This is a genomic window from Pedobacter jejuensis (assembly GCF_003725795.1).
Taxonomy (GTDB): domain Bacteria; phylum Bacteroidota; class Bacteroidia; order Sphingobacteriales; family Sphingobacteriaceae; genus Pedobacter; species Pedobacter jejuensis.
Window position 1 is genome coordinate 460287 of record NZ_RBEE01000023.1, and the last position, 26820, is coordinate 487106.

The following is a 26820-nucleotide window of genomic DNA, read 5'->3' on the forward strand; positions in this document are numbered from 1 at the left end:
TACGTCACGCTGAATTTATAACAGTACTTTTTTTACAGGAAAGATGCTGAAATAAATTCAGCAAGACGGGTCGTAAAAGCAATACGGTGATAAAACAGCAAAATATTAAGTTTAAGAATCGAACCGTTCCATGGTCTGTGTCCTCACAGACCATTTCAAATTCAATAATAATGAATATTTTATTTCACTCTGTGGGGACACAGACCGAGGGAATCTTGCTAGTTACTCCATATTTCGTTTTACGGTTTGTGTACTCACAGACCATTCTCTTTTAGTAATAACAAATAATATTTTATTTCGGTCTTTGAGCACACGGACCGAAGGCTGAATAAATGTTTAATTACCAATTGTAACTCAACCTAAGACAGGCTGGTAAATGACAATTTAACTTGGTTTGTTATATTTCTATGCAATAAGATATTTTCGAAATCTAAACCAACAGTCAAATCAATCCAATCAGGATTGCAAGACCTTACCAAACGTTCTTTTTGCATACGGGTAAATCTGCTAACCAATTTAAATCGGGCTAATGCTTGTGCTTCGGTTTTAAATTCTTCGAAATAAACCAAGCGAGTTAATTGTTGTCCGTTATCAAAAAACAAGTTTGGCATCTGCTTGTAAAAATCTAATGTTTTAATCAAATCAGAACTCATGCCAACATGCATACTTGTGCGATTTCTGTCGGTAACGATGTAAACAAACTTTTTCATAATAACGTGTTTATAAATTAAAACTAAACTAATTAGCATACCCCCTTGCAAATCAAAATAATATTACTAACTTTATGAGCATAAAATTACTAACTATTTTAGTAATTCCAAATTTATTTTAAAATTTATTTTTATGTCAAATATTTCAAATAATTTAAAGTACCTAAGGAAGAAAAAAGGCCATACACAGCAAGCATTCGCCGATTTGATGGAAATTAAAAGATCGTTGATTGGAGCTTATGAAGAAGATAGAGCTGAGCCGAAATATGATTTGCTAAAAAAAATAGCCGAATATTTTGATTTAACCATCGATGAATTCATCAATGAGAAAATATCTGACAGCTGGAAACCTAAGCCAAAAAGTTCTGGTTCTAACCTAAGAGTACTTAGCATTTCGGTTGATGCAAACGACAGAGAAAATATTGAGTTGGTTCCTGTTAAAGCAAGTGCTGGTTATTTAAATGGTTTTTCCGATCCTCAATATATTAGCGATTTGCCTAAATTTCAATTACCAATTCCGGCTTTGCGCCAAGGAACCTTTCGTGCTTTTGAAATTATGGGCGATAGTATGTTACCCGTTCAACCTGGAAGTGTAATTATAGGTGAATATTTAGATAATTGGAGTGAAGTTAAAACTGGCGAAACCTATATCGTAATTAGTAAAAATGAAGGTGTTGTTTACAAAAGAGCAGGCAATCGTTTTAAAGAACATAAAGATTTAAAATTAATTTCTGATAATAAAGTATATGATGCCTACACTATTGCGGCAGATGATATTTTAGAAATTTGGAAAGCAAAAGCTTATATATCAACATCGTTGCCCGAACCCGCACCAGATCCAACTATGGAAACCTTGACTCAAATGATGGCTCAGATGCAAAAATCAATTTCGCAGTTAAATAAGAATTAACATTTTTTAACAATGATGGATTAAACCCATTAGCCATTTTGCCCTCTATTAGTTAAACACATACGAAAAATGAAAAAACTAATTTTAACAATGGCAATTGCAGTAATGGGTTTTACTGCGGCATTTGCACAAGACTCTACAAAAAGAGCAAGAAGACCAATGGCTAACTTAACTGCTGAACAAAGAGCAGAAAAAGCAACCGGAATGATGGATAAAAAGTTAAGCCTAACTGCAGACCAAAAACAAAAAGTTTATGCAATCGAGTTAGACCGAGCAAAAAAAGCGGATGCTTTTCGTACCGAGGATAGAGCGGCAATGAAAGGAAAGATGAAGGATAGAAAAGCGGAGATGGAAAAGAGCAAGGCTGAGTTAGATAACATTTTAACTGCAGAACAAAAAACGAAGTTAGATGCTTTTAGAGCCGAAGCCAAAGAAAAAGGTGGACAGATGAGAAAAGGAATGGGAAGAGGAAAAAGAGATAAAGCTCCGGTAGTTTCAAATCCGCCAGCACAAGGTTAATTTAAATTATTTGAAATATTGCGAAGCGTTCCAGTTAATTGGAACGCTTTCTTTATTTTTGTACAATGGATAAAGTAGAACAATTTATTGTAGATAAGCTGGAGGTGAGAAGCAACGATCTATCCTTGAGAAGGTTAAACACGCTCTTCCCTCCTGTTGATTTTTGTTCTAACGATTATTTAGGTTTTGCTCGTTCGGAAGAGCTTAAGAATTTAATTGAGGAAGAAATAAGGCAAATTGATACGTACCGAAATGGTTCTGGTGGCTCAAGATTATTAAGTGGAAATACAGTATACATTGAAAATACAGAACAATACATCGCAGATTATCATAAAGCAGAAAGTGGATTAATTTTTAATTCAGGCTATGATGCGAATGTGGGTTTACTATCTTCCCTTCCTCAACGTGGCGATACCATTATAACCGATGAATTGATACATGCCAGTATAATTGATGGTTGCAGACTTAGTTATGCAAACCGATATAAATTTAACCACAACAACCTTACAGATTTAGAAAGCAAACTGAATATAGCTACAGGCAATATATTTGTGGTTGTAGAAAGTGTTTATTCTATGGATGGCGATATTGCAGCATTAACAGAAATTGCATCGCTTTGCGAAAAATACAATGCTGCTTTGATTGTTGATGAAGCGCATGCGACCGGTATTTTTGGAAAAAATGGAGATGGATTAGTTAATCAATTAGGATTGCAAAATAAGGTATTTGCAAGAATTATAACTTTTGGCAAAGCTTTAGGCACACATGGAGCTATCGTTTTAGGAAGCCATAACCTACGCAACTACCTCATAAATTTTGCCCGTTCTTTTATTTACACAACTGCAGCACCTCTGCACAACATTGCATCTGTAAAATGCGCTTATAAATTATTGGCTAAATCCAATTCATCATTATTAGTAAATAAGATTGAGCTGTATAGAAAGTTAACTAAGCAATATGAAATCCAGGTTTTGGATAGTAAAAGTCCAATTCAAGGTGTGTTGTTTTCATCGAATGCAGAAACAAAAAATGCTGCATTATTACTTCAAGCTAAAGGCTTTGATGTTAGGGCAATTTTAAGTCCGACAGTTGCACTAGGTAAAGAGCGGTTAAGAATTTGCCTTCATAGTTATAACACCGATGAAGAAATTACATCGTTAATTAAAAGTTTAAAAGAAATACAAATAAATGGCTAAATATTTTGTTACCGGTATTGGTACTGGAATTGGTAAAACCCTTGTTAGTGCTGTGCTTACAGAAAAACTTAAGGCAGATTACTGGAAGCCTATTCAATCTGGAGATTTAGAAAATAGCGATAGTTTAACAGTGAGGGATTTAATAAGTAACGAAAATACATCCATCCATAGGGAAAGCTATCGACTTACACAGCCTCTATCACCACATTTATCAGCAAAGTTAGATGGCATAGAAATCGAATTAAATCAAATTAAAATGCCTGAAACCACAAACAATTTAATTATTGAAGGTGCTGGCGGTTTGATGGTTCCTTTAAATGAAGAGCAACTTTTGATAGATTTGATAAAAGATTTTAATGTTGAAGTAATTTTGGTTTCTCAAAACTATTTAGGAAGTATAAACCACACATTACTTTCAATTAACCTACTTCAACAATATCAAATTAAAATTAAAGGTATAATTTTTAATGGCGTTGAAAATCAGGAAACGCAACGCTATATTTTGCAATACTCGAAAATAAAATACCTAGGAAATATCCCTCAAATGGAAATTATAAATAAGGAAAGTGTTAAACAAGCTGGCGAATTTCTATCACTTTAGGTAATTATTTGCCTGAAGATAATCGGCCCAAACTTTATAACCCTCTGGGATGAGGTGCAAACCATCTTTAGTAAGTTCGGCTTTTAAACGTTTATTATCATCAACAAAAACCGGATATAAATCTACAACAGTTACCTTTTTCGATTCGAATTTTCTGATTTCATCATTTAACCAAAGGATGTGATTATCCTTACCATAATGGTTTTTAAATTTTTCGAATGTGCTGTTAACAGGCAAAAGCGTGGTGAAATAGATATGCGTTTTTTTCGAACCTTGATTAATCCTGCTGATCATCATTTTATAATTACGCAAAATGATGCTATCTGGAATATTTCTTGAGACATCATTTATACCAATTAAAATAAAAACTTTAGCCGGTTTCCTATCAATAACCTCCTGTAATCTTTCTAAAACACCAAACGTTATATCACCAGAAATACCTCTGTTTTTTGCTTGCGGTAAATTTAAAAGTTTAGCCCAATCGGTGCCGGCAGTAATGCTATTGCCTAAAAATATGAAATCTTTCTTCGATTTTGGGCCAGCTTTAAATTTTGCAACTTGCTCAACATATTTGCCTGGGCGGTAAGTGCTATCCCATTTAACAATTTGAGCATTCGCATCGAACATGGTAAATGCAAATGTTGCGAGTATAATAAAGGTAACTTTGGTTAAGAAAGATTTCATATCAGAGATTTTAATAAAGGTAATTATTTAGATTTTACCAATATGTCGGGATAGTCAGAAATAATGCCATCAACACCTAATCCTCTTAGCATATTTATATCTTCTAACTTATTAGCTGTCCACGGAATAACTTTTACACCATCCTCATGTGCTTTTTTTATTAAATCAGCATTAACCATTTGCCAAACCGGACTTAAAATAAATGGTTTAAAACCTAAATCTGTAATGTTCTCTTCGTAAGTTTTTTTATTGGCTACCAGAAATGAAGTTTTAACATTTGGATATTTTTCATGAATGATTTGAATGGTTCGTTTATCAAAAGATTGAATAACAACATAAGGTGTAATTTTTTTCGATTGAATAACATCCATTAATAACTTCACAAAAACCGCTGGTTCGGGGTTTGTTACTCCATCGCCCTGCGCATCGCATTTGGTTTCAATGTTGTAAAAAAATTGCTTTGTTTTATTGTTTTTGATATCCTTTTGAACGGCATCAATTAGATCTGCGAGTAATGGAATATGTGTTTTAATTTTCTGCTGGTGTGGGAAACCCGCTAAAGGTTTTGTACCTAAATCAAAAGCCATCAAATCTTTGTAATCCATTTGAAAAATTGGATACTTTTTCGCGTCCGACATGGGGATTTCCTTTCCATCAGGCATAAGCATAAAACCCGGACTTAAGTAATCATCGTGGGTTACCACAACTTTACCATCTTTGGTGATATGCGTATCCATTTCAAGCGTGGTAATGCCATCAATTTTCATGGCATTTTGCATTGCTAAGATGGTGTTTTCTGGCCATAAACCTCTCCCACCGCGATGTGCTTCTGCGCTAAAAGCAGGGAATTTCGCAACCTGTGCATTTGCCTGAAACGTAACGGCACTCATAAAAATTAAAATCAACGATTTAGAAATTTTCATCTGTTTTATCTTTTTAAATTAAGCGGTATAATTGGCCTCAAACTTCTCCCCAAATCTATCTGTTGCAACAACTTTGACATTTTTTACAGCAGGTTCGAAATGCGCTACAAACAAATGGTCGGTTTTACTTGGTTCGGGGAATGTTCTTCCGGCTGGCAAGGTATCACCCTTATATAAACTTACTGATAAGGGATCGTAACCTTTTTGCTGTTCTAAAATTCCCATCGCTTTACCATCCAGAAAATATTCTACTTTCCACATTGGGTCCCAGTTCCAAACATTAGCAATTAGCCTTTTTTGGTTAGTCAATTCATCAACGTAAATATGAACCTGTTCTTTTTTAGATAATCCAGTTGGCTGATAGAACCACTTCAATTCAAGCCCATTTACCTCATAAACACCGTAACCACGCGGCGTTCCATCCTCGCAAATTGGACCAGTCCACCAGGCACCGCAAACCGCACCATGATTATGTTCAAATATATTATCGGTAATAACATTTCGGTTGTAATGCGTATGGCCAGACATGATGTGAACATTCGTGAACCCGTTTAAAACAGCATAAAAATCGGTATTATTTTTTACGGCGTTATGTACCGGAATGTGAAGATTAATGATAAGCAAAGCATCTTTTGCCACAAATTTTAAATCTTTTGCCAACCAATCCAATTGTGCTTGAGAAATAAATCCGTCATAATTTCTTTCTGTACCTAAATATCGAACATCATCTAACACTACATAATGTGCTTTGCCACGATTGAATGAATAATATGTTGGACCATAGTGTTCCTGGAAAGTTTTGTCGGATGTTTCATCACCACCCATTCTGTAATCCATATCGTGATTACCCAAAGCCTGAAAAAACGGGATTGCCATTTTTGCAACTGCTGTGTTATAATCTGTAAACAGCTCGTGGTTATCCCAAACAATATCGCCAACCGTAATTCCATGCACAGGAATTTTTGGGTCCATCGATTTAATCATTTTAATGGTATCAGGAACCGAAGTTTCCATCATTTGGGCTACATCCTTTTTATTTTTTACTTGAGGATCTGCCCAGATAATAAAATTATGTCGATTATCATTTTGCTTCAAAGCCATTAATTCGAAATTCAAGTTGGTTTTACCAATTGCACTTTCATAGTGTTTAGCGATATGACTTTCGGTTTTAAACTCGTAACCCGAAGGCGTGCTAATCCATACAAACTTGGCTAGCGGGTTTATTTCAATGGTATAATTTCCTGATTTATCTGTTTGAACAACATTATAACCATCAGACACTACAACATTAGCAACTCCTTTTCCTTTACTAGTTATTTTACCAGAAACTTTATTATCTAAAAGGCTGGTAAATGATAACGATTTTAGGCTTACAAAAAGCGTTGTTCCTAGTAAAGTTGATTTTTGAATAAATGATCTTCTATTCATTTTTTTGGCTGAAGGATGATTTGAATTGATTAAATAATAAGCTTGTCGAGTGTATTCGACAAGCTTAAAATAGTATGTATTGTTATTAATTAACTATTGTTGTAAAACCTGCTGGTGTTTCTATAACTGATAATGGAGAAGTTGTCGTTAACGTGATAAACTGAGCTGCTCTACCCGTACTCCATAAACCTGTTTTAGCATCATAAACACCTCCAAGATGAGTGAAATTACCTGCATTTGTAGGGAAAGCAAATTTACTTGTGTTTGTACCTGCGCCGTAAAATGCTACCGTTTTTCTGTTCTGTATGGTACTGTATTTATCTGTATTTGTAATTCGATAACCTGCTTCAGGCGGACCTGCAGAATATACCGCACCGTTGCCACCATACATAATTACATCTAACGGAATGCTGTTTCCATCGACTCTAATACCCTCGAATACAGCGATACCGGCCACGTTTCCACTATTCGCTAATAAATTACTTGTCGCCGTTCCAAAATCTACACTATTTACATTAGAATATTGTGTGCTACTTAACCATACTGCAGAACTAATATCGGTTGTACCAGCACCCCAGATATTTTTGTTACCGCCAACATAACAAAACTGACCTTTTCTCACCGTACCTGAAGTAATGTTAATTTTATAAGTTCTAACACCTCCCAAAGCCCAGCCAGTCGCCGGCGCAGCTAAAATACCTGCGTTGTTACAGGTTACAATTGAATAAGGCGTTGTAGCAAAATTAATATCCCTTGTTGCCTTAAATTGAATGTATTCATAATTGTTATCAGCACCCGTTGGATCTGTCAGATAGCCCGTAATTACCAAAGCAGAAGGTTTAATAACTGCAAGCGGAAAAATATCATCGAAAGTGCGTGGCCAAACTTGAGGTCCAGTTGCTGTTGTAAAAACAATACCGGTAAAATCTGCGAATTGGGTCAAATCTTGATTGGCGAAAACAGCACTTGCTTCTGTATGAACAACCGCGGAACCAAAACCGTCATTAATAGTTTTATTACCAACTACTTTCTCTCCCGTTGCCGGAACCGGATCTACATTTCCTTTGCTAATTGTAATCAATGTGCTTTCGTAGAACTGCGGTCTGCTGGTTAAAGATGCAGTATTAACAGCTCTAGTTATGATGTTTCTTCCGGTTGCCTTCTTCTCTATATTGGTTGGAGAAACGCCTGTTATTTGCAAAATTCCACTAATTCTTGTTAACGTAGAACCTGAAATTTTTACATGTACAGAATCACCCGGAATGTATTTGGAAGCTTCTGAGCCAATATTGATTGCAATACCACGCAATGAATCAATACCACTACCAGCAATACGACTATTTTGAATAACCAATAAACCTGCAGGTGTATTGCTACCAGTGTAATTAGAAATTACCACACCTTTGATGAAATCGGCGCCACCTAAGTTTTCGGTATTAAGAGATAAATCGGCATTTTTAAAAAGCTTACGCAAATCGAAATTGGAAATGTATGGACTTACTGATACTTTCACATAGTCAGATTCACGTTTACATCCTAACCAAATGCTGCAAAATAAAATCAGCGCACTGGTATAAATAAATATCTTTTTCATATTATTTTTTGATATGATTAAGGTTTTTGCCACCAAACTAATGTGTTAATATCATCTGCTCCTTGCGAGGCAACAGCATTTCTATAACTAGTTGGGTTGGTTGATTGTGTAACTAAAGGATAATTTAAACGAGCTGGCATTCTGCCGCCATTTGCCAAGCCTGTACCTTTTGGTAAAAAGGGATGACCAGTTCTACGATATTCAATCCACTGCTGTAAATCGACTAAGAACATAGCATAGTATTTTTGTAAATGGATTAATTGCATTTTACTCGCTGCATTCGTTGTAGTATTTTCTAATGGAAGATTGTTATTCCAGTTAATATCTGCTGCAACAACATAACTCGCTAAGGCGGGATCTGATACAGAGGTAAATCTTGTTGGTAACCAATAGTTAATTGCATCGGCAATGCCTTTTAAATAATAACTTTCGCCAGTACCTGTAATCCAACCTTTAGCTGCTGCTTCTGCTAAAATAAAATCAACCTCAGCACAATTCATTATTATGCCTGTGTTAGGATCCGTTTGTAAAGTAATACCAGCATTTTGCGCATCAGAATAGAAATAAGATTGTTTGGTTATAGAAGTTCCTGCATCGTAACCGCTTGGTACACCGATTAATCCGGCTGGCCCAGGTGCAATTCCAAATCTACTCACCCCATTAACACCGAAAGTTGTATTTACACGAGGATCGGCCCAATTGGCTAGATTACCAATGAAGAAATTTGTGATGGCTGGTGTTCGAAAATCAACAGCCCTAACGTTTATCATAAACGGCGAAGAATACAAAGCTGTACTGCTATTGGTGCCATTCCACAATATTTTAGCGGTGTGTGTATTATTTTCCATTATAGGATACGCCGCCTTATTGGTATCAGCTATTTCCTTAATTTTTGCAATAACCTGAGCACTAACATCGGCTTTGCCCGAAATGCGCATTAACAACCTTAGATATAGTGAATTGCCAAATCTACGCCATTTGCTTACATCGCCTTGGTAAACCGGGTCGCTGCTTACAACGATAGATTTTCCTTCAGATAATAACTTATTTGCTTCCTCAAGTTTGGTAAACAAATCCAGATAAATATCTTTCTGTTTATCAAATACAGGCTCATAAACACCATCTTTTCCTTGATTGGCCTGTGTGTAAGGTAAATCACCATAAACATCGGTAAGCAGTTGGAATACCCAAGCCTGCGCTATCAATGAAATGCCTTTATATGAAGCATTTAATGATTCTGGTTTATTCGCTATTGTATAAATATCACGGAAATTGGTCAATTCTGGGTACCATGCATTCCATGTGTAATCGGCTAAGTTTCGTCTTAAATCGTATCTAAAAACCTTTCCTTCCGCATCGCTAATATCAACAGTTACCTGCATCAATTCATTATTGAAATTTCGGTTGCGAACTAAGTTTGCACTTAATACATTTACTAAAGCCGGTGCCAAAAGCTGACTAGCGTTAACAGAAGATTTACCTATTGGATCGGTATTTACTTCGTTAAAATCTTTTTTGCAGGAGAATGTCGAAACGCTCACAACTGCTAATAATATATAGTTGGTTATTTTCTTTATCGTTTTCATATTTTGCTCTTTTATAACCCTACAACTAAACGTACACCATAAGTTCTGGTAGATGGTAACTGCCCGGTTTCAAAACCTTGCACAATATCAGATCCTGATAACGTACCAAATTCTGGGTCGAATGCCGGCCAAGGCGACCAGATAAATAAGTTACGCCCATAAGCACCGATGGTTACTTTTGTAAAACCAATTCGCTTTAAAAAATTCTGTCCGAATGCAAAGGTTACGTTAGCTTCTCTAAACTTTAAATAATCTGTACGGAAAACACTTCCTTCGGCTTGGTCTGAACCATAAAGCGATGTGTAAAAGCTTTCTAGGTTTGTAGCAACCACATCATTTGGTCGGTAAGTACCATTAGTGTTTTGAACTACTCCATCACCTACAACGCCATTGTATCTACCGGGCAAAGTTAAATCAAGCTTACCTAAAGCAGCCATTCTAGAAAATGTTAACGAATGTGCTACAGCTCCAAGTTGAGCATCAAACAATCCATTTATGCTAACTTGTCCATAAGTTAATGTGGTACCAAAGCTGAATCTAAATTTAGGCAAGGTGTTACCCAAGTAAACCAAACTTGTTGAGGTTTTGGCATTACCTGTAACTGCATCATAAACAATCTGACCGTCTGGCGAACGCAAATATCCATTTCCGTATAAATCGCCCATGCTGCCGCCAACATTTGCTACGATTTGGCCACCACCTAATGCACCTGTTCTTAATACTACAGAACTATCAGCCAATTCAACAATTTTGTTTCGGTTCGCAGAGAATGTTCCTGTCAATTCCCACTTAAATTTTCCGACTTGTATTGGCGTACCATTTACGGCCAACTCTATACCTCTGTTTTCTACCTTACCCACGTTAAATACTGCAACGTTGTAACCTGTGGCTCTATCTACAATACGACTTAAAATTTGATTTTTCGTATTGCCTAAATAAGCAGCGAAATCAAAATTTAAGCGGTTTTTGAATAAACGTAATTCTGTACCAACTTCTATCGTTGTGGTTTTAAGTGGTTTTAAATTTGGGTTTGGCAATACCGTTGGATTAGACATTGCACTATCTGGATAAATCCCATTGGAAGCCAAATTATAATTATAAGCCGTACGATAAGGCGTTGTACCACCGCTACCAACTTGCGAAACCGAAGCCCTTAATTTTAAGAAACTGATTTGAGTTGGCAATTTCCAAAAATCTGAAAGAATAAAGGAAGCACTTGCCGATGGATAGAAAAAGCCAACGTTATCCGTTCTAAATGGTGTGGCTAAAGTACTGCTCCAATCCTGGCGACCAGTTAAATCAAGGTATAAATAATTTTTGAAGCTAAATGATATTGCGGCATAAAAACTATTAATTCTATAACGAGCTGTATCTGGTACAGAAACCAAAGGACTTGCATTATTGCTTAAACTATAAACAGCAGGCACTACCAATCCATCGGCACGGAGTTCTGATTTACTATACTGGTTGCGCATTTGGCTACCACCAACGTTTGCAGTCATTCTGAAAGATTCGGTGATTTTTTTATCATAACGCAATAAAAAATCGGCATTTACTTCGTACGAATTGATATCCTGAATTCGGTAAGAACCTTGTGCAAATTTATTTCCGGCAGCATCCCATGGGCGCTGAGTTTCACGGATATCATGATTGTAATCTATCGAACCACGAACCAGCAAGCTAAGTTCATCAGTAAATTTATAATTAGCTTGTAAACTACTTAAAACACCATTTCTTCGTTGCTTATTTAGGTATTGCTCTGAAATGGCATACGGACTTTCAGGATTTGTTGTGGTTATGTTCACAAATTGCCTATTTACTAATCCTGGTGCCCAATAATCTCGGTACCAATCGGTATTAACATTGGGTTGCGCAAACATGAACCAATACATTAAAGATTGATTACCGTAACCTGTTGCAGGTAAATTATCGCTAAACCTATTATTATAGGTAGCTTTAAAGGCAATGTTTAATTTCTTGGTAACATCTGCATTGGCAGAAAACGAAGCTGATGTTCTTTCTAAACCTGTATTTGGAACAATCCAATCGTTATCGCCGTGACTTGCAGAAAAGCGCATTGCAACTTTCTTGTAAGCTCCATCTAAACTTATGGAGTTTGAAGATTCAAAACCCGTTTTAAAAAACGCATCAACAGGATTTTCATAAGCCATCCATGGTGTTCTGGTTAAACCTCTAGTTTTGGTAGCAGGGTCATATTGATAAAACATACCACCATTACTAAATGGTGCGCCCCAACTTGCACTGGTTCCGTTTGTACTTGGTCCATCCTCAGTTGTTCCGTAAGAGAAATATGAAACCCCAAACTGACCTTGACCGTATTGATTTTGCACAGCTGGTCCTCTGCTTACTTCTTCCCAGGTACTATTAGATGTGAAAGTAATATTTAGTTTTTTGCTGGTTTTACTTCCTGATTTTGTAGTGATGATAACTGCACCATTTGCACCACGCTGGCCATAAAGCGCAGATGCACCAGGACCTTTTAATACGGTGACACTTTCGATATCATCAGGACTTAAATCGTTTAATGCAGAACCAAAATCTGTTGGCATAATATCTCCTGAGGTACCATAAACCCCACCAGAAGCCCCTGCTGTACGACGGGCAGAACTACTGGCAACCACTCCATCAATTACGATTAAAGCTTCATTATCGCCGGTTAAGTTATTTTCACCACGTAAAATAATTTTGTTTGAAGCAGCCGGTCCGCTGTTACGAACTAAATTTAAACCAGCTACTTTGCCCGATAGTGCATCAGTCCAGTTACTAGATACTGCATTTGTAAATGCACTACTATCTACTTTGGTAGTGGCATAACCTAGCGATTTTTCCTCCCGCTTAATTCCTAGAGCGGTTACAACAACATCGTTTAATTGACTTGACGAAGATTTTAAACGGATGACTGCGTTGCTTTCATTATTATTGAAAACTCTACTAACTGCCGTAAAACCTAGCATATTAAAAACTATCGTAGTTCCGGATGGAACGGTAACAGAATAATTGCCATCATTATTAGTCACACCAATTACCTTCTTCGAAGCATCGGTAATGGTTGTGCCAATTAATGGTTGGTTGTCATCTTCATCTAAAACGGTTCCTTTGACCGTAATATTTTTAACGGTTTGCTGGGCATTTGCCTGCTCAAAATTAAAAGACAATGCAATAAAAAGCAGTAGAATTAATTTGAGCAAATTTGTACCAGAATTAAATTTTTGATACTTGTTACCAGGTTTATCAGGTATGTTTTCATTTACTGTCCACATGCACTTAAACCTGGATTTCTGTAGGGTAGAAATTTTGTTCATAGTTGTTTATATCCGGTTAGTATTATAGGAAATGATTAATTATTTTATCTACCCGGATTACCGGCAAAATAACTCTGTCCACATTAAATTTATATTAACTAATCGTTAAAATTATGAAAGCAAAGTCTCAAAGCTTTTGATTTGTTAGTTTTTAATTATTTAATGTTTCGTTAAATAAAATTAACAAAACAAATCGAAAGTAAAAACAATTAAAATCTATCAATATGATGATTGCTTGTTTTGGATTATTGATTAAACAAAATTGAATCAGATTTTGAATGGAAGTGTATAAAATATGCCTTTAAACCATATTAATGACAGCATAAAAGAAATTTATTATTGAATTAATTATGCAGTAATAATGTTGTTACCACAAATTAAAAAACATAAATACGGTTTGAGTATGCTTGTGTAACAATAATACCTTCATATCAAATCGAAAGGTAAAGAAACACTAACTGTTAACATTGTGGTGCTTTAAAACGTATTTTAGGTATAAATCACTTAATGAAAATGTTCTTTCTAGTATGATTAAAAGCAATACGGGGATGATTAAATATTCTAAAATATTAAATTCATAAAAAATATAACCAAAAACCAGAATTAACCTGAAGCATTCTAGGTAGTAAATCCATTTACGCTGCTCTAATAAAGCTCCAATATTTATCAATGTTATTAAAAGAAAGATAGTGATTGCTATGCTAGTGATATTTGAAATTGAGGTGAAAAACATGGTAATAAAAGTCAACAATACAACCACCAACACAAACTGAAAATTTAAATACCCTTTAAATTTAATTTCACTAGTATGGACTTTGTCTTGAAGATATTTCTTTTCTAATTCAGGGCGGATATTTTGATTCATTAAGGCAGGGCTGCCAAACAATGCATTCCATTTATCTTTTATCGTATTTGCTCTTTTGTAAGCCTCTCCTATTTCCAAATAATAATGAAAATGCTGCCATAAAAAACTATAGCTTTTAATAGGATGAGTTAAACCGTATTTTGGAGCCTCTTCCTCGCTTTGAAAAGTACCAAAAATTTTATCCCAAAAAACAAATACATCACCATAGTTTTTATCAAGATATTTATCATCAGAGGCGTGATGAACACCATGAAGGGAAGGTGTAATAAACACATTCTCTAGCCAACTTATTTTTCCTATCAATTGCGTATGCGTAAAGAAGGAATATGCTCCATGAGCAAGTAGAATCGTAATTATCATATTCGGATGAAAGCCAATCAATGGCAATACACACCAAAAGATGTTTCGAAAAACCGCTTGTATAGTTGTAATTCTGGCAGCTGCCGATAGATTAAATTCTTCACTTTGATGATGTACAATATGAGCAGCCCAAAGAAAATTAATCTCATGTCCTAACCTGTGGTACCAGTACCATACAAAATCGGTAGTCAGTAGTAACAATAGCCAGATATACCATTTATTTGGGATATCAAACAAAGCATAATTTTGATAAACCCAATTGTAAACCTGATAGAAACTTGCCGCTATAAACAAATTCAGCAATCTTTCGGCAATTCCTACACTAAAATTAGCAATCGAGCTTTCATATTTAAATACATCTGATCTATTTCTATCCTGTGCAAATTTATACTCTATAAATACGAAAAGGAAAAATGCAGGAATAGCAAAAGCCAAGTAATTAATTTCTGTCATGATGTATTTTAGTAGGATAACGACACAAACATAAACATATTCTATTAAATATATAGATTTAGTAGTTTAAATTATTACACATTTATTACTTCCATTATCTTTTTATGTTTGTTGTTTTAATTTATTTGTAGAACTTCGATCCTTTAAAAACATAACTATGGCGATTAAGCAACAAGCTGACAATACCAATATTCTATCAATAGATATTGGCGGTACGAGTATAAAAACGGTATTACTAGATGAAGATGGCAACATGCTTTCAGAATATCTTAAATTAAAAACTCCAGAAGGTGCTACGCCAAAAGATATTGTTTCAGGAATTGTTGAGTTGATAAAGCCATTTCCACTAACCTATGATAGAGTTTCGGTAGGCTTTCCTGGTTATGTAAAAAATGGCATAGTAAAAACTGCACCAAATCTTGCTAAAAATAAATGGGAAGATATTGATTTGGGTCAACGTATTGCAGATGCTTTAGATAAATCTGTTCGTTTGGTAAATGATGCAGACCAACAAGGCTTGGGTGTGGTTGCCGGTATAGGCTTTGAAATCGTATTCACCGTTGGCACAGGTTTCGGTACAGCACTTTTATTTGATGGCAATTTGCTTCCTCATTTGGAATTAGCACATTTTCCCATCAGCAAAGAGGAAGATTACGACGACTACATTGGCAACAAAACCTATGAAAAAATTGGTTCTGAACGCTGGAATAAGCGTTTAAAGAAAGTTATTGAAATTTATAAAACAGTTTTTAACTATGATACCTTATATATTGGTGGCGGAAATTCCAAACAAATAGATTTCAAATTAGATAGCAATATAAAAGTGGTATCGAATAGAGATGGTATTAAAGGTGGTGCAAAACTTTGGAAATTAGCTGACGGCAATAACATTACAACTTTGAAACCAAAAAAATAGAGTTAAATAGAGGTGTTTTATTACAATGATTTAACACCCTACAGTGATAAATTAATTTCTAAACCCTAATTTTGGGTATATATTAAAAAACATAAAATGGCAAATAACAATTCGAATCAATATAGATTGGGGATGATTGGTTTAGGTACAATGGGTCGTAACCTCTTATTAAATATGGCCGATAAGGGATTTTCGGTAACAGGTTACGATAAAGATCATAAAATGATTGCAAAACTTGAAGAAGAGGGCAAAAGCCACAATCTTGAGGGATTCGACAACATTAGTGATTTTGTAAATAGTTTATCAACCCCTCGAACTTTAGTTATGTTGGTTCCTGCTGGTCCAATTGTGGATAGCGTTATTGCCGAATTAAAACCGCTTTTAAGTAAAGGTGATATTATTATTGATAGCGGAAACTCACATTTTACAGATACCAACCGTAGGGTTGACGAACTGGAAAAAGACGGCTTGCATTTCTTCGGTATGGGAATTTCTGGTGGTGAAGAAGGCGCACGTTTTGGTCCAAGTATGATGCCTGGTGGTGATAAACAGGCTTACAACGTTGTTAAAGATATATTTGATGCTATCGCCGCTAAGGTAAATAACGATCCTTGTGTTACCTACATCGGTCCTGGTGCTTCTGGCCATTTTGTTAAAATGGTACATAATGGTATCGAATACGCCATTATGGAACTTATCGCCGAAGTTTATGGAATGCTAAAAAACGGGCTTGGTTACAGCAATGCAGATATTTATGGTGTTTTCAAAAAATGGAATGAAGGCAGACTTCAATCTTTTCTTTTAGAAATTACAACAGAAATTTTTGCATTTAAAGATGGTGATTCGGATATCGAATTATTAGATAAGATTAAAGATGAAGCCCGTTCTAAAGGTACTGGAAAATGGACATCAGAAGTTTCTATGGAATTACAATTACCAATTCCAACAATTAATGAAGCTGTTTCAAATCGTGATTTGTCTAAATTTAAACAACTACGTGTTTCTTTAGAAGATGCATTTGGCAAAAAAGACACAAAAATTAACATCAGCATTGAAGATTTAGGAGATGCGTTTTATTTCTCTATGATTAGTGCTTATGCACAAGGCATGCACCTTTTAGTGCAGGCTTCAAAAGAGTATCAATACGATTTAAAATTGCAGGAAATTGCCAAAATCTGGCGTGGAGGCTGTATTATCAGAGCTAAATTTTTAGAAGATATTTATCAAGCTTACGAGAAAAATAACAGTCTCGAACATCTTTTTGGTGATTCAGGAATACAAAAAATTATTACTAGTACTTTAAAAGGTACCAGAAACACAATTTCTGCATGTGTAAATGCTGGCTTAGGTATTCCAGCCTTTGCTTCTACCCTTACCTATTTCGATACCATCACAACAGGTCGAATGCCATCAAATTTAATTCAAGCCCAAAGAGATTTCTTTGGTGCACATACTTTTGAACGCATTGATGAAGACGGTGTTTTCCATGCCGATTGGAATAAATTATAATTAAAACTCGATTTTAAAAACACATAAATGAAATCAAATACCGCATTAAACCCAACAATATTTGTAATATTTGGTGGTACAGGCGATTTAAACAAACGCAAACTTGCCCCTGCGTTATACAACTTATTTATTGAAGGTTATATGCCAGATAAGTTTGCTGTTATTGGTACAGGCAGAACAGAATTTACTGATGATAGTTATAAAAAGGCTCTAGAAGATGCCGTAAATGAGTTTTCTCGTTCGGGTAAAGTTAAAAAAGAAAAATGGGAAGAATTTGGAAACACCATTCACTATTGCCCTACAGATTTTGCTCAACCAAAAACTTTCGAACACTTAAAGGCAGCAGTTGATAAATACCAGAAAGAGTACGGCGCTAATACTCAGGTTATTTATTATTTAGCCGTTGCACCTAATTTCTTCCCGATTATAGCAGAATGCCTTCAAAAATATAAACTCACCCAAAACGAAGATAATAGCCGCATTGTAATTGAGAAACCTTTCGGTCATGATTTAGAATCTGCTAAAGAATTAAACAAACTTTTAAGTACCATTTTTACTGAAAAACAGATTTACCGTATCGACCATTATTTAGGTAAAGAAACTGTTCAAAATATGATGGCATTTCGTTTTGCAAATGCTTTATTTGAGCCATTATGGAACAGATCTTATATCGACCACGTTCAAATATCGGTAACTGAACAATTGGGCGTTCAAGATCGTGGTGGTTATTATGAAGGTGCCGGCGCTTTAAGAGATATGATTCAAAATCACTTATTGCAATTGCTTTGCCTGATTGGTATGGAAGCACCGATAACTTTCGATGCAGACGAAATTAGAAACAGAAAGGTTGAAGTTTTAAAAGCAATGCGACCATTTTCTTCTGATGATATTCGTTACGGAGCTGTTAGAGGTCAATACAGTAAAGGTTGGGTTGAAGGCAAAGAAGTACCAGGTTATCGTCAGGAAAAGGGCGTTGATGCACACTCTAACACAGAAACTTTTGCCGCAGTTAAATTTCATATAGACAATTGGAGATGGCAAGGTATCCCGTTCTATTTAAGAACAGGGAAACGTTTAAATCAAACATCTTCTTTGATTACAATTCAATTTAGAGATGTGCCGCACCAAATTTTTTCTTCTGATGTAACAGAGAATTGGGTACAAAATAGATTGGTTATTAGCATTCAGCCAGAAATGAGCATTCGTTTACAAGTTCAGGCTAAAAGACCGGGTTTAGATATGGTTCTAAATCCTGTGGATATGGTTTTTGATTATAAGGGCACTTACGAAGGTGATACACCCGAAGCTTACGAAACTTTATTGCTGGATTGTATGATGGGCGATCAAACCTTATTTATGCGAGGCGACCAAGTAGAAACTGCATGGGAATTGGTAATGCCAATTTTAAATACCTGGGAAAACAAAAAATCAATCAATTTCCCAAATTACCAAGCAGATAGTTGGGGACCTGAAGAAGCCGAAGCGCTTATTGCAAGAGATGGATTCCATTGGTTTAACCTGCCAATGAAAAATAAAGAATAATAACTGTCGTAAGGAACGAAATTGAGAAATCTTTAGAACTAAAACATTTAAAGATTTCTCCTTTCATATTTAGTCGGGCATTCTGCAGTGTAATTAATAATATTAAGCGTAAATAACGAAAAAATGAATCTACTCATTTACAAAACATTAGAAGAATTAAACCAGGATTTAGCCGATTACGTTATTAAAATTGCAGAAATGGCAATTGAAGATAATGATCGTTTTAATTTCGTTTTAACTGGTGGCAATTCACCTAAAGAATTGTATAGAATACTTTCTACGGAATGTAAAGATAGAATCGATTGGGAGAAGGTGTATTTTTTCTTCGGAGATGAGCGAAATGTTACCGCAGATGATGATAATTACAACGGCCTGATGGCTAAGAAAAATTTCTTTGACAATTTAAATACAGCAGCCGATCATATTTTCTATGTTGATACAACGCTAGCTCCAGAAAAGGCAGCTATTGAGTATAAAAAAGCCATAGATAAGCATTTCGGTGATGGCGACATCGTATTCGATTTAATTTTACTTGGCATGGGCGATGATGCGCATACAGCATCAATTTTTCCGCATACAGATTTAGTGAAGAACGAAGAGGTTGGTGTTGCATCGGTTTTTGTTGAGAAACTAAATACTTATAGAATCAGTTTTACCGCACCACTAATTAACAAAGCCGAAAATGTTGCTTTCTTAGCATTTGGCGAAAACAAAGCCGAAGCATTAAGCCATGTTATTGGAGATGAGGAAAAAGATTTCAATACTTATCCAGCTCAGTTAATCGATCCGATTGATGGCAAGTTAACTTGGTTTGTAGATGAAGCGGCAACGAAATTGCTTCAAGATTAATAGAAATTAAGCATTTATAAAATTTTACTTAATTTTTAAGAAGGCTTTATCATTCGATAAAGCCTTTTCAGTTCGATATATTTTTTTTTAAGAAGAAACTTTTTTAAAGATGCAATTTTCATTTCGCAATAAATTGGAGTCAAGCACAATGCATCAAAATACTTAATCCAATTTTTCTTCCATCAATAATTTAATTATTCCATCGGCCATACCAACTTTAGGTACATAAATCTGCTTTATGCCGGTCCATTTCATTAAGGTTAAATAAATCTCGCAGGCAGGAATAATTACGTCTGCCCTATCCGAATTTAAACCCAGAACATGAATACGCTCTTTTAAAGAATAACTTGTTAATCGGTTATACAATGAATTCAATTTTTGTAAAGACATTGGTGCGCCCTCTTTCTCCTCAGCCATGCGAAAAAGTTTATTGATATTTCCTCCCGTACCAATTCCAGCCAGATTTTTGTATGCTTTAGTATTATCCTTAACCCAAGTTTTCATTTCCTCCCAGGTTTCCTCTTTATCCTGATTATCAAGCATCCTAATGGTACCAATATTGAAAGATTTTGAGGCCTCTGGCACACCCTTAACAAATACAGAAAGTTCGGTACTTCCACCACCAACATCAATATATAAATAAGTTTTATTTTGATCTAAATCTTGCTCAATATGATTTGCATAAATAATATTAGCTTCTCTTTGCCCTTCAATTATCTCTAAAGTCAAACTGGTTTCATCTTTAATCTGCTTTACAATTTCGGCACCGTTACTGGCTTCTCTCATGGCTGAAGTAGCACAAGCCAAATATTCGGTTACATGATAAACATCCATTAAGTTTTTAAAAGCAGTCATAGTTTTAACCAAATCTGCAGCTTTTTTAGGACTAATTTTTTGATCTAAAAAGGCATCATCACCCAATCGTAATGGCACCCTGATTAGCGTATTTTTTTTCGATTTATAGATTCCATCTTGTTTACTAATATCTGCAATTAATAACCTAACTGCGTTCGAGCCGATATCTATAGCTGCGTATCTTAACATATTATTGATGCTTGGTTTTCAAATAGTTATAAATATCTACTTGCGCTCTTGTTTTTTTACTAAGCCTGTTTTTATGGTATTTGTTATTATTTAATGCATTAATTTGCCTTGCTTTAGTATTATCCTGGAGCTGCAAATCAATCATATCCTGAATTTCTTGTTTTACATCAGGATCCAATACCGGGAAACCAACTTCAACGCGATGCTCAAAATTCCTGCTCATCAAATCTGCTGATGATAAATACATGTCGTTTTTGCCATTATTACTAAAGATGTAAACTCGGGCGTGTTCCAAAAATTTATCAATAATACTTACAGCAGTTATGTTTTCACTAAAACCTTTAACACCAGGCACTAAGCAACAAATCCCACGAATAATTAATTGAATTTTTACACCAGCATTACTTGCTTCGTAGAGTTTATTGATAATTCCTTCATCAGCTAAACTGTTCACTTTTAATAGTATGTAAGCCAATTTTCCTGCTTTGGCATTTCTTATTTCTCGATTGATAAAATTGGTGAGTTTAGAGCGGCTTTCTAATGGCGATACAATTAAATGCTTAAAGCCTTTAGTAACAGTTCTTTTAGTTAAGGCATCAAAAAGTTTAACCAAATCATTTGTAATTTCTTTTTTTGAGGTGAAAATACTATGGTCGCAATACAAGCCTGCGGTTTTCTCGTTAAAATTCCCTGTAGCTAAATTGGCGTAATAAACAGGCTTTTCTTTCTCAATTCGTTTAACCAGGCAAATTTTCGAATGCACCTTATAATCAGTTAGGCCGTAATTAACTTTAACACCTTCTTCCATTAATCTGCTGGTCCAGAAAATGTTCGCCTGTTCATCAAACCTGGCTTTTAATTCCAGCAAAACAGAAACATTTTTGCCATTTTTAGCCGCGTTAATTAAAGCATTAATAACCTTCGAATTCTCTGCCAATCGATATAAAGTAATTTGGATATCGCTTACTTTTGGGTCGATTGCTGCCTCTCTTAAGAAAAGAATAATATAATCGTACGATTGGTACGGCAAATTAACCAGGTAATCTCTGTGCGCAATTTTTGCAAAGACACTTTCGGTGCGATGTAATCCATGTACTTTTAAAGGAACATTTGGTGCATATTCCAACTCTTTTTTACCCACATTAGGAAAAGCAATAAAATCTCCGAATTTGTGGTAGCGGTTACCGGGAATTAAACTTTCTGCTTCGAGCTTTAATTTATTAACCAAAACGGTAAGCATATTTAATGGCATTGCAGAATCATAAAGCAAGCGCATTGGTTTTCCCTTTTTCCGTTTTTCCAGGCTACTTTTTAAATCCTCTATAAACTTATCGTTAATGTTTTTATCAATATCCAGTTCTGCATCTCGAGTAAGTTGAATAGAATAAGCCTCTAAATTATCGTAAGTGAAAACATAAAAAATATCATCAAGGCAATACCTTATAATATCTTCTGCAAGAATGATAAATTTTAAATCGTTGGTTTCTGGAAGGACAAGAAAACGTGGTAAATTAGGTGGAATTTCAATTAATGCATACTTTTCTCTAAGCTTCGTATCTTTCTTAGATAGCTTAACAAAAAAGTATAAAAATCTGTCTTTCAACTCCGGAAATGGTTTATCCATGTCCAACATTATTGGCACTACATTCGATAAAATTTTATCTCTAAAATGATTTTTTACAAATTCTCCCCTGCTAACATTTAGTTGAGTATCATTTAAAATAAAAATTCTATTTTGAGCAAGTTCATTTATTAGCGTAGCTTGAAAAAGCTGATCGAATTTTCTTTCCTGCCTTACTACAATATTTTTTATTTCGTTAAGAATCTTTTTTGGATTAAAGCCTAAAAGTGCCTTTGCCTTTTCGTTGAGATTAGTTAACCTGGTCATTGTGGCTACCCTAACCCGGTAAAATTCTTCGAGATTGGATGAAAATATGGATAAAAACTTTATGCGTTCTATTAAAGGAACAGATTCATCTGCGGCTTCTTGTAGTACGCGTTCATTAAAATATAACCAGCTTATTTCTCTATTTAAAAAGGGTATCTTCTTATTGCTCATTTAAAAAAGTAAAAAATCCCTGTAAAAACAGGGATGCTCAAAACTGCAAATTATTTGTTAATTGAATGTTAATTCGCAACAATATTAATATTAACAAATTATTTAATCGGTAGCTTTTTTAGCTTTCGAAACAGTTTCTGAAATCGTGTTCTCTGCAACCTTAACTGCTTTGGTTACTACTTTTTTAGCCGGAGTTACTTTACTTTTTACAGCAGTAGTAGCATTAGCAACAGTTTTTTTTATAGGTACAGCTTTTGGCTTCGCTTCTACAATAGCATCCTTAACCGTTTTTGTTGCTTTTTTAACAACTGCAACAGGCTTGGCTAGTGCTTTTTCAGCTTTTTCTTCGGTAGCTATTGCTCCAACCTTAACGCTTTGAATAACAGGCTTAGCTTTTGCAACAGCTTTTTTAACTACCTTTTCAGCTTTGGCAGTTGCTTTAGTTATAGGTTTTTTTACCTCTTTTTTAAGTTTATTTGTTTTTACAAGCTCATCAATCTTATGACCAACATCTGCCTTAATTAAGGTAAATTTTTTGGTTAATTTTTTCGCTACTCTCTTACTAGCTTTTCCAACTTCCGCACTAATTTCAGAAACATCATGACCCAAGCTTTTTATTACTTCTAAAAATTTATCGGTTATAGAATCCTCTAATTGTTTTTTTACCTCTTTTTTAGTCGCTTTTTTTAAAGATTTTGACTTAGTAGTTTTCATATTATTTTTCGTTTTTTTGTATTGTTGGATAATTTCAATTAAATCTACTTAATTTTTTACTTTAAAACTAAAACCATGCCTTCTTTTGATATAGTAAGTAAAGTTGATGCGCAAACGTTAGATAATGCGATTAACAATGCAAAAAAAGAAATATTAAACCGTTTCGATTTTAATGGCTCTAAAAGCACTATCGATTTGGATAAAAAAACAAACGTTGTAACCATTGTAACTGAAGATGATATGCGCTTAAGTGCGATTGAAGGTTCAATTATTTCTAGGATGATGAAGCAAAATTTAGACCCCAAAAGTTTAGACTTTGGCGATGAGCACCAGGCTTCTGGTAATATGATTCGTAAAGAAATTACCATTAAAGAAGGTTTAGACAAAGATGCAGCGAAAAAAGTTGTAGCTAAAATTAAAGCCAGTGGCTTAAAAGTACAAGCTTCGATAATGGACGACCAAGTTAGGGTTACAGCAAAAAAGATTGATGATTTGCAAGCCGTAATTAGTTTTTGCAGAGGAGAAGATTTCGGACAACCACTGCAATATATTAATATGAGAAATTAAATTATTGCTTTTAAAATCTATAAAAAACCTTTTCGCTTAACGAGTGTTTTCTAATCGTATAAAATAATGAGAACAAAATGAAAAAGATTTTTTTGGGTTTAGCCCTTTCAGCAATAGTAACTTTTCAGGCATGTCAAAGTGCAGATAAAAAATCATCAACCATGAAAGATAGTGTGGCAGGTGATACTACTATGGTTAACGGGAATCATGTTGTTGGTGCAGAAAGTACCGAAACATCTTTGGATGATGATGGTAATACCTTCTTGAAAAAAGCTGCAGTTGGTGGAATAATGGAAGTTGAAGCAGCAAAAATTGCACTTAAAAACGCTAAAAGCGCTGATGTAAAAAGCTTTGCTCAACAAATGTTAACTGACCACACTAAATCCAACACAGAATTGAAAGAATTAGCGATAGCAAAGAAAGTTATTACACCTGATGCTTTGCCTGCTGAAGACCAAATTCATTTAGATGAGATGAAAAAAATGACTGGTAGCAATTTCGACAAGCACTATGTTGATATGATGATTACAGACCACGAAAAAACAGTTAAACTTTTCGAACTTGGTAAACAAAATAAGGATAGTGATTTAAAAAAATGGGCTTCTAATACATTAACAATAATTGAAGGACATACAGCGAAAGCCAAAGAATTAGCTTCAGTTATAAAATAATTAAATTTTATATATGTTAAAGGCAGAATTCATTCAATATGAACTCTGCCTTTTTTTTTAGGTAATTATAACATTAACACATTTTTTTATTTCAGTTTTCAATTAAGGAAATTAAATTTATAATTTGCCGTTTATTAAATAAATTAAAGCATAAATGAATACAAATAGAATTTTTAAAAACCTGCGTAACATTGCAGTAATAAGTGCCTTACCTTTCTTTGCTAATGCTCAAAAAGCAAACTGGCAAAATCTAGATTTAAAAACAGATTCGGTTTTTGGAATCGGTACCGAAAAAGCATACAAAGAACTTTTAAAAGGCAAAAAATCTACCAAAGTAATTGTTGCGGTAAATGATGGTGGTGTAGATGCTAACCACGAAGATTTAAAAAGAATTATGTGGGTTAATGCCAAAGAAGTCGCCGGAAATGGAAAGGATGATGACAAGAATGGCTACACTGATGACATTAATGGATGGAATTTCATTGGTGGTCCTAAAGGTTCGGTTGACCATGAAACCTTAGAACTAACCCGTTTGGTGCGTAGAGATATGGTGAGATTTGCCAATACTACCGATGCAAATGTGGCTGAAAAAGATAAGAAGGATTATGAAACCTTCAAAGTACAACGTTCTGATTTAGAAAAGCAATTGGGGGAAGCAAATGCTAACCTGGCAGGTCTAACTGGTTTTAAAAATGCATTGGATGATGTAATTAAAAAAATAGGCAAACCAAATCCAACGCTTGAGGATATTAAAGCTTTTAAACCGGTTACCAATGCTGATGCCCGTATTCAAGAGGTATTAAGTGAGGAATTGAAAAAAGGAAGTTTTACAGATTTTTATGAAAATCAAATTGTAGAAGGTGTAAAATATTATTCAGAACAGGCTAACTACAACTTAAATTTAGATTACAATCCTAGAGATGTTGTGGGCGATGACCCGAACAATTCTAAAGAAAAATTTTATGGCAATAATGATGTTGCAGGTCCTGATGCAATGCATGGTTCTCACGTTGCAGGAATTATCGCTGCAGATAGAACAAATAAATTAGGCATTATGGGCGTAGCTGATAATGTGGTAATTATGGGCGTTCGTTGTACACCAAATGGCGATGAGCGTGATAAAGATGTTGCAAATGCTGTACGCTATGCAGTTGATAATGGTGCCAAGGTAATTAACATGAGTTTTGGTAAAGCTTACAGCTGGGATAAGGCAACCGTTAATGAAGCGATGAAATATGCCGCATCAAAAGATGTGTTAATAGTACAAGCTGCTGGTAACGAGAATAAAGATATTGATACTGAAAATAACTATCCAAACCATAAAGATTTGGATGAAAAAACCATTGCTTCATGGATTACTGTTGGTGCATCAGGACCAAAAGATGATGAAACCCTAAAAGCAAGTTTTTCTAATTTTGGTAAAACTCAGGTTGATGTTTTTGCACCAGGCGTTCAAATTTATTCAACGGTTCCTGGTTCAAAATATAAAAATTTGGATGGAACCAGTATGGCTTCGCCCGTAGTAGCTGGCTTAGCAGGCTTGATTCGTTCATACTATCCAAAATTAACGGCTGCTCAGGTTAAAGAAATTATCGTAAAATCTGTAGTAAAAGTTAACCACAATGTTTCTTACAAGAAAGGTGATGCTGATGATGCACCAAAAGTGTCTGTTCCATTTTCTGAATTATCGATTAGTGGCGGAATTGTGAATGCGTACAATGCATTAAAATTAGCTGCGACTTATGATGGCAAGTCGGCAGCAAAATAACTGTCTGAAAATTTGAACTAAATAAAAAA

22 protein-coding genes are annotated in these 26820 nt (G+C 34.9%); 11 read left to right on the forward strand and 11 right to left on the reverse strand.

Going from position 1 to position 26820, the window contains the following annotated elements; genetic code table 11:
* Nucleotides 1-359: 359 nt before the first annotated feature.
* Nucleotides 360-710, reverse strand: a complete 351-nt coding sequence (locus D7004_RS12800) for a GIY-YIG nuclease family protein (protein ID WP_123206429.1) — start codon at nucleotides 708-710, stop codon at nucleotides 360-362.
* 133 nt (nucleotides 711-843) lie between these two features.
* Between D7004_RS12800 and D7004_RS12805 the strand changes: the two genes are divergently transcribed.
* The 4 genes from D7004_RS12805 (at nucleotide 844) to bioD (ending at nucleotide 3936) form a co-directional block, all read left to right on the forward strand.
* Nucleotides 844-1620 carry an XRE family transcriptional regulator gene (locus D7004_RS12805; RefSeq protein ID WP_123206236.1) on the forward strand — a complete coding sequence of 259 codons (777 nt, stop codon included), beginning with the start codon at nucleotides 844-846 and terminating at the stop codon, nucleotides 1618-1620.
* A 69-nt stretch (nucleotides 1621-1689) separates the two neighbouring features.
* The gene (locus D7004_RS12810) at nucleotides 1690-2139 is read left to right on the forward strand and encodes a hypothetical protein (RefSeq protein ID WP_208646835.1); all 450 of its coding nucleotides are present in this window, start codon (nucleotides 1690-1692) and stop codon (nucleotides 2137-2139) included.
* A 65-nt stretch (nucleotides 2140-2204) separates the two neighbouring features.
* Entirely contained in the window at nucleotides 2205-3335 is a 1131-nt protein-coding gene (locus D7004_RS12815) for an aminotransferase class I/II-fold pyridoxal phosphate-dependent enzyme (RefSeq protein WP_123206237.1), read from the forward strand.
* Nucleotides 3328-3936: a dethiobiotin synthase gene (gene bioD, locus D7004_RS12820; protein WP_123206238.1), complete on the forward strand. Its 609-nt coding sequence runs from the start codon at nucleotides 3328-3330 to the stop codon at nucleotides 3934-3936. Before D7004_RS12815 ends, bioD begins: the two co-directional genes overlap by 8 nt.
* Here bioD and D7004_RS12825 read toward each other — a convergent pair.
* The 7 genes from D7004_RS12825 to D7004_RS12855 form a co-directional block, all read right to left on the reverse strand.
* Nucleotides 3928-4620, reverse strand: coding sequence for a GDSL-type esterase/lipase family protein (locus tag D7004_RS12825; RefSeq protein WP_123206239.1), 693 nt, complete (start codon nucleotides 4618-4620; stop codon nucleotides 3928-3930). The two genes, bioD and D7004_RS12825, sit on opposite strands and share 9 nt — an antisense overlap.
* Before the next feature lie 23 nt (nucleotides 4621-4643).
* Nucleotides 4644-5543, reverse strand: a complete 900-nt coding sequence (locus D7004_RS12830; RefSeq protein WP_123206240.1) for a glycerophosphodiester phosphodiesterase family protein — start codon at nucleotides 5541-5543, stop codon at nucleotides 4644-4646.
* 18 nt (nucleotides 5544-5561) lie between these two features.
* Nucleotides 5562-6971, reverse strand: a complete 1410-nt coding sequence (locus D7004_RS12835; RefSeq protein ID WP_123206241.1) for a calcineurin-like phosphoesterase C-terminal domain-containing protein — start codon at nucleotides 6969-6971, stop codon at nucleotides 5562-5564.
* Nucleotides 6972-7056: 85 nt separating this feature from the next.
* Complete coding sequence (locus D7004_RS12840; RefSeq protein WP_123206242.1) at nucleotides 7057-8565, reverse strand: DUF5689 domain-containing protein; 1509 nt, start codon at nucleotides 8563-8565, stop codon at nucleotides 7057-7059.
* Between the two features lie 17 nt (nucleotides 8566-8582).
* A complete protein-coding gene (locus tag D7004_RS12845; protein ID WP_208646836.1) occupies nucleotides 8583-10151 on the reverse strand; it encodes a SusD/RagB family nutrient-binding outer membrane lipoprotein in 1569 nt (522 codons plus the stop codon).
* Nucleotides 10152-10162: 11 nt separating this feature from the next.
* A complete protein-coding gene (locus tag D7004_RS12850; protein WP_244214330.1) occupies nucleotides 10163-13474 on the reverse strand; it encodes a SusC/RagA family TonB-linked outer membrane protein in 3312 nt (1103 codons plus the stop codon).
* A 454-nt stretch (nucleotides 13475-13928) separates the two neighbouring features.
* Nucleotides 13929-15152, reverse strand: a complete 1224-nt coding sequence (locus D7004_RS12855; RefSeq protein WP_123206244.1) for a sterol desaturase family protein — start codon at nucleotides 15150-15152, stop codon at nucleotides 13929-13931.
* Nucleotides 15153-15309: 157 nt separating this feature from the next.
* On the opposite strand from D7004_RS12855, the gene D7004_RS12860 reads away from it, so the two are divergent.
* The 4 genes from D7004_RS12860 to pgl all read left to right on the forward strand — a co-directional run bounded on the left by D7004_RS12860 (nucleotide 15310) and on the right by pgl (nucleotide 19968).
* Nucleotides 15310-16068, forward strand: a complete 759-nt coding sequence (locus D7004_RS12860) for an ROK family protein (protein ID WP_123206245.1) — start codon at nucleotides 15310-15312, stop codon at nucleotides 16066-16068.
* 96 nt (nucleotides 16069-16164) lie between these two features.
* Nucleotides 16165-17577: an NADP-dependent phosphogluconate dehydrogenase gene (gene gndA / locus D7004_RS12865; RefSeq protein ID WP_123206246.1), complete on the forward strand. Its 1413-nt coding sequence runs from the start codon at nucleotides 16165-16167 to the stop codon at nucleotides 17575-17577.
* Between the two features lie 27 nt (nucleotides 17578-17604).
* Nucleotides 17605-19119, forward strand: coding sequence for a glucose-6-phosphate dehydrogenase (gene zwf, locus D7004_RS12870; RefSeq protein WP_123206247.1), 1515 nt, complete (start codon nucleotides 17605-17607; stop codon nucleotides 19117-19119).
* 123 nt (nucleotides 19120-19242) lie between these two features.
* Complete coding sequence (gene pgl, locus D7004_RS12875) at nucleotides 19243-19968, forward strand: 6-phosphogluconolactonase (RefSeq protein WP_123206248.1); 726 nt, start codon at nucleotides 19243-19245, stop codon at nucleotides 19966-19968.
* A 162-nt stretch (nucleotides 19969-20130) separates the two neighbouring features.
* Here the strand turns inward: pgl and D7004_RS12880 are convergent, their stop codons facing one another.
* From D7004_RS12880 to D7004_RS12890, 3 genes are all read right to left on the reverse strand, one after another.
* On the reverse strand, nucleotides 20131-21012 hold the full coding sequence (locus D7004_RS12880) for a Ppx/GppA phosphatase family protein (protein ID WP_123206249.1): 882 nt from the start codon (nucleotides 21010-21012) through the stop codon (nucleotides 20131-20133).
* 1 nt (nucleotide 21013) lies between these two features.
* Nucleotides 21014-23071, reverse strand: a complete 2058-nt coding sequence (ppk1, locus tag D7004_RS12885) for a polyphosphate kinase 1 (RefSeq protein ID WP_123206250.1) — start codon at nucleotides 23069-23071, stop codon at nucleotides 21014-21016.
* A 102-nt stretch (nucleotides 23072-23173) separates the two neighbouring features.
* On the reverse strand, nucleotides 23174-23785 hold the full coding sequence (locus D7004_RS12890; RefSeq protein ID WP_123206251.1) for a hypothetical protein: 612 nt from the start codon (nucleotides 23783-23785) through the stop codon (nucleotides 23174-23176).
* 75 nt (nucleotides 23786-23860) lie between these two features.
* On the opposite strand from D7004_RS12890, the gene D7004_RS12895 reads away from it, so the two are divergent.
* The 3 genes from D7004_RS12895 to D7004_RS12905 all read left to right on the forward strand — a co-directional run bounded on the left by D7004_RS12895 (nucleotide 23861) and on the right by D7004_RS12905 (nucleotide 26791).
* Nucleotides 23861-24352, forward strand: a complete 492-nt coding sequence (locus tag D7004_RS12895; protein ID WP_123206252.1) for a YajQ family cyclic di-GMP-binding protein — start codon at nucleotides 23861-23863, stop codon at nucleotides 24350-24352.
* Between the two features lie 77 nt (nucleotides 24353-24429).
* Complete coding sequence (locus D7004_RS12900; protein WP_123206253.1) at nucleotides 24430-25023, forward strand: DUF4142 domain-containing protein; 594 nt, start codon at nucleotides 24430-24432, stop codon at nucleotides 25021-25023.
* 154 nt (nucleotides 25024-25177) lie between these two features.
* A complete protein-coding gene (locus D7004_RS12905; protein ID WP_123206254.1) occupies nucleotides 25178-26791 on the forward strand; it encodes a S8 family peptidase in 1614 nt (537 codons plus the stop codon).
* The last annotated feature ends 29 nt before the right edge of the window (nucleotides 26792-26820 follow it).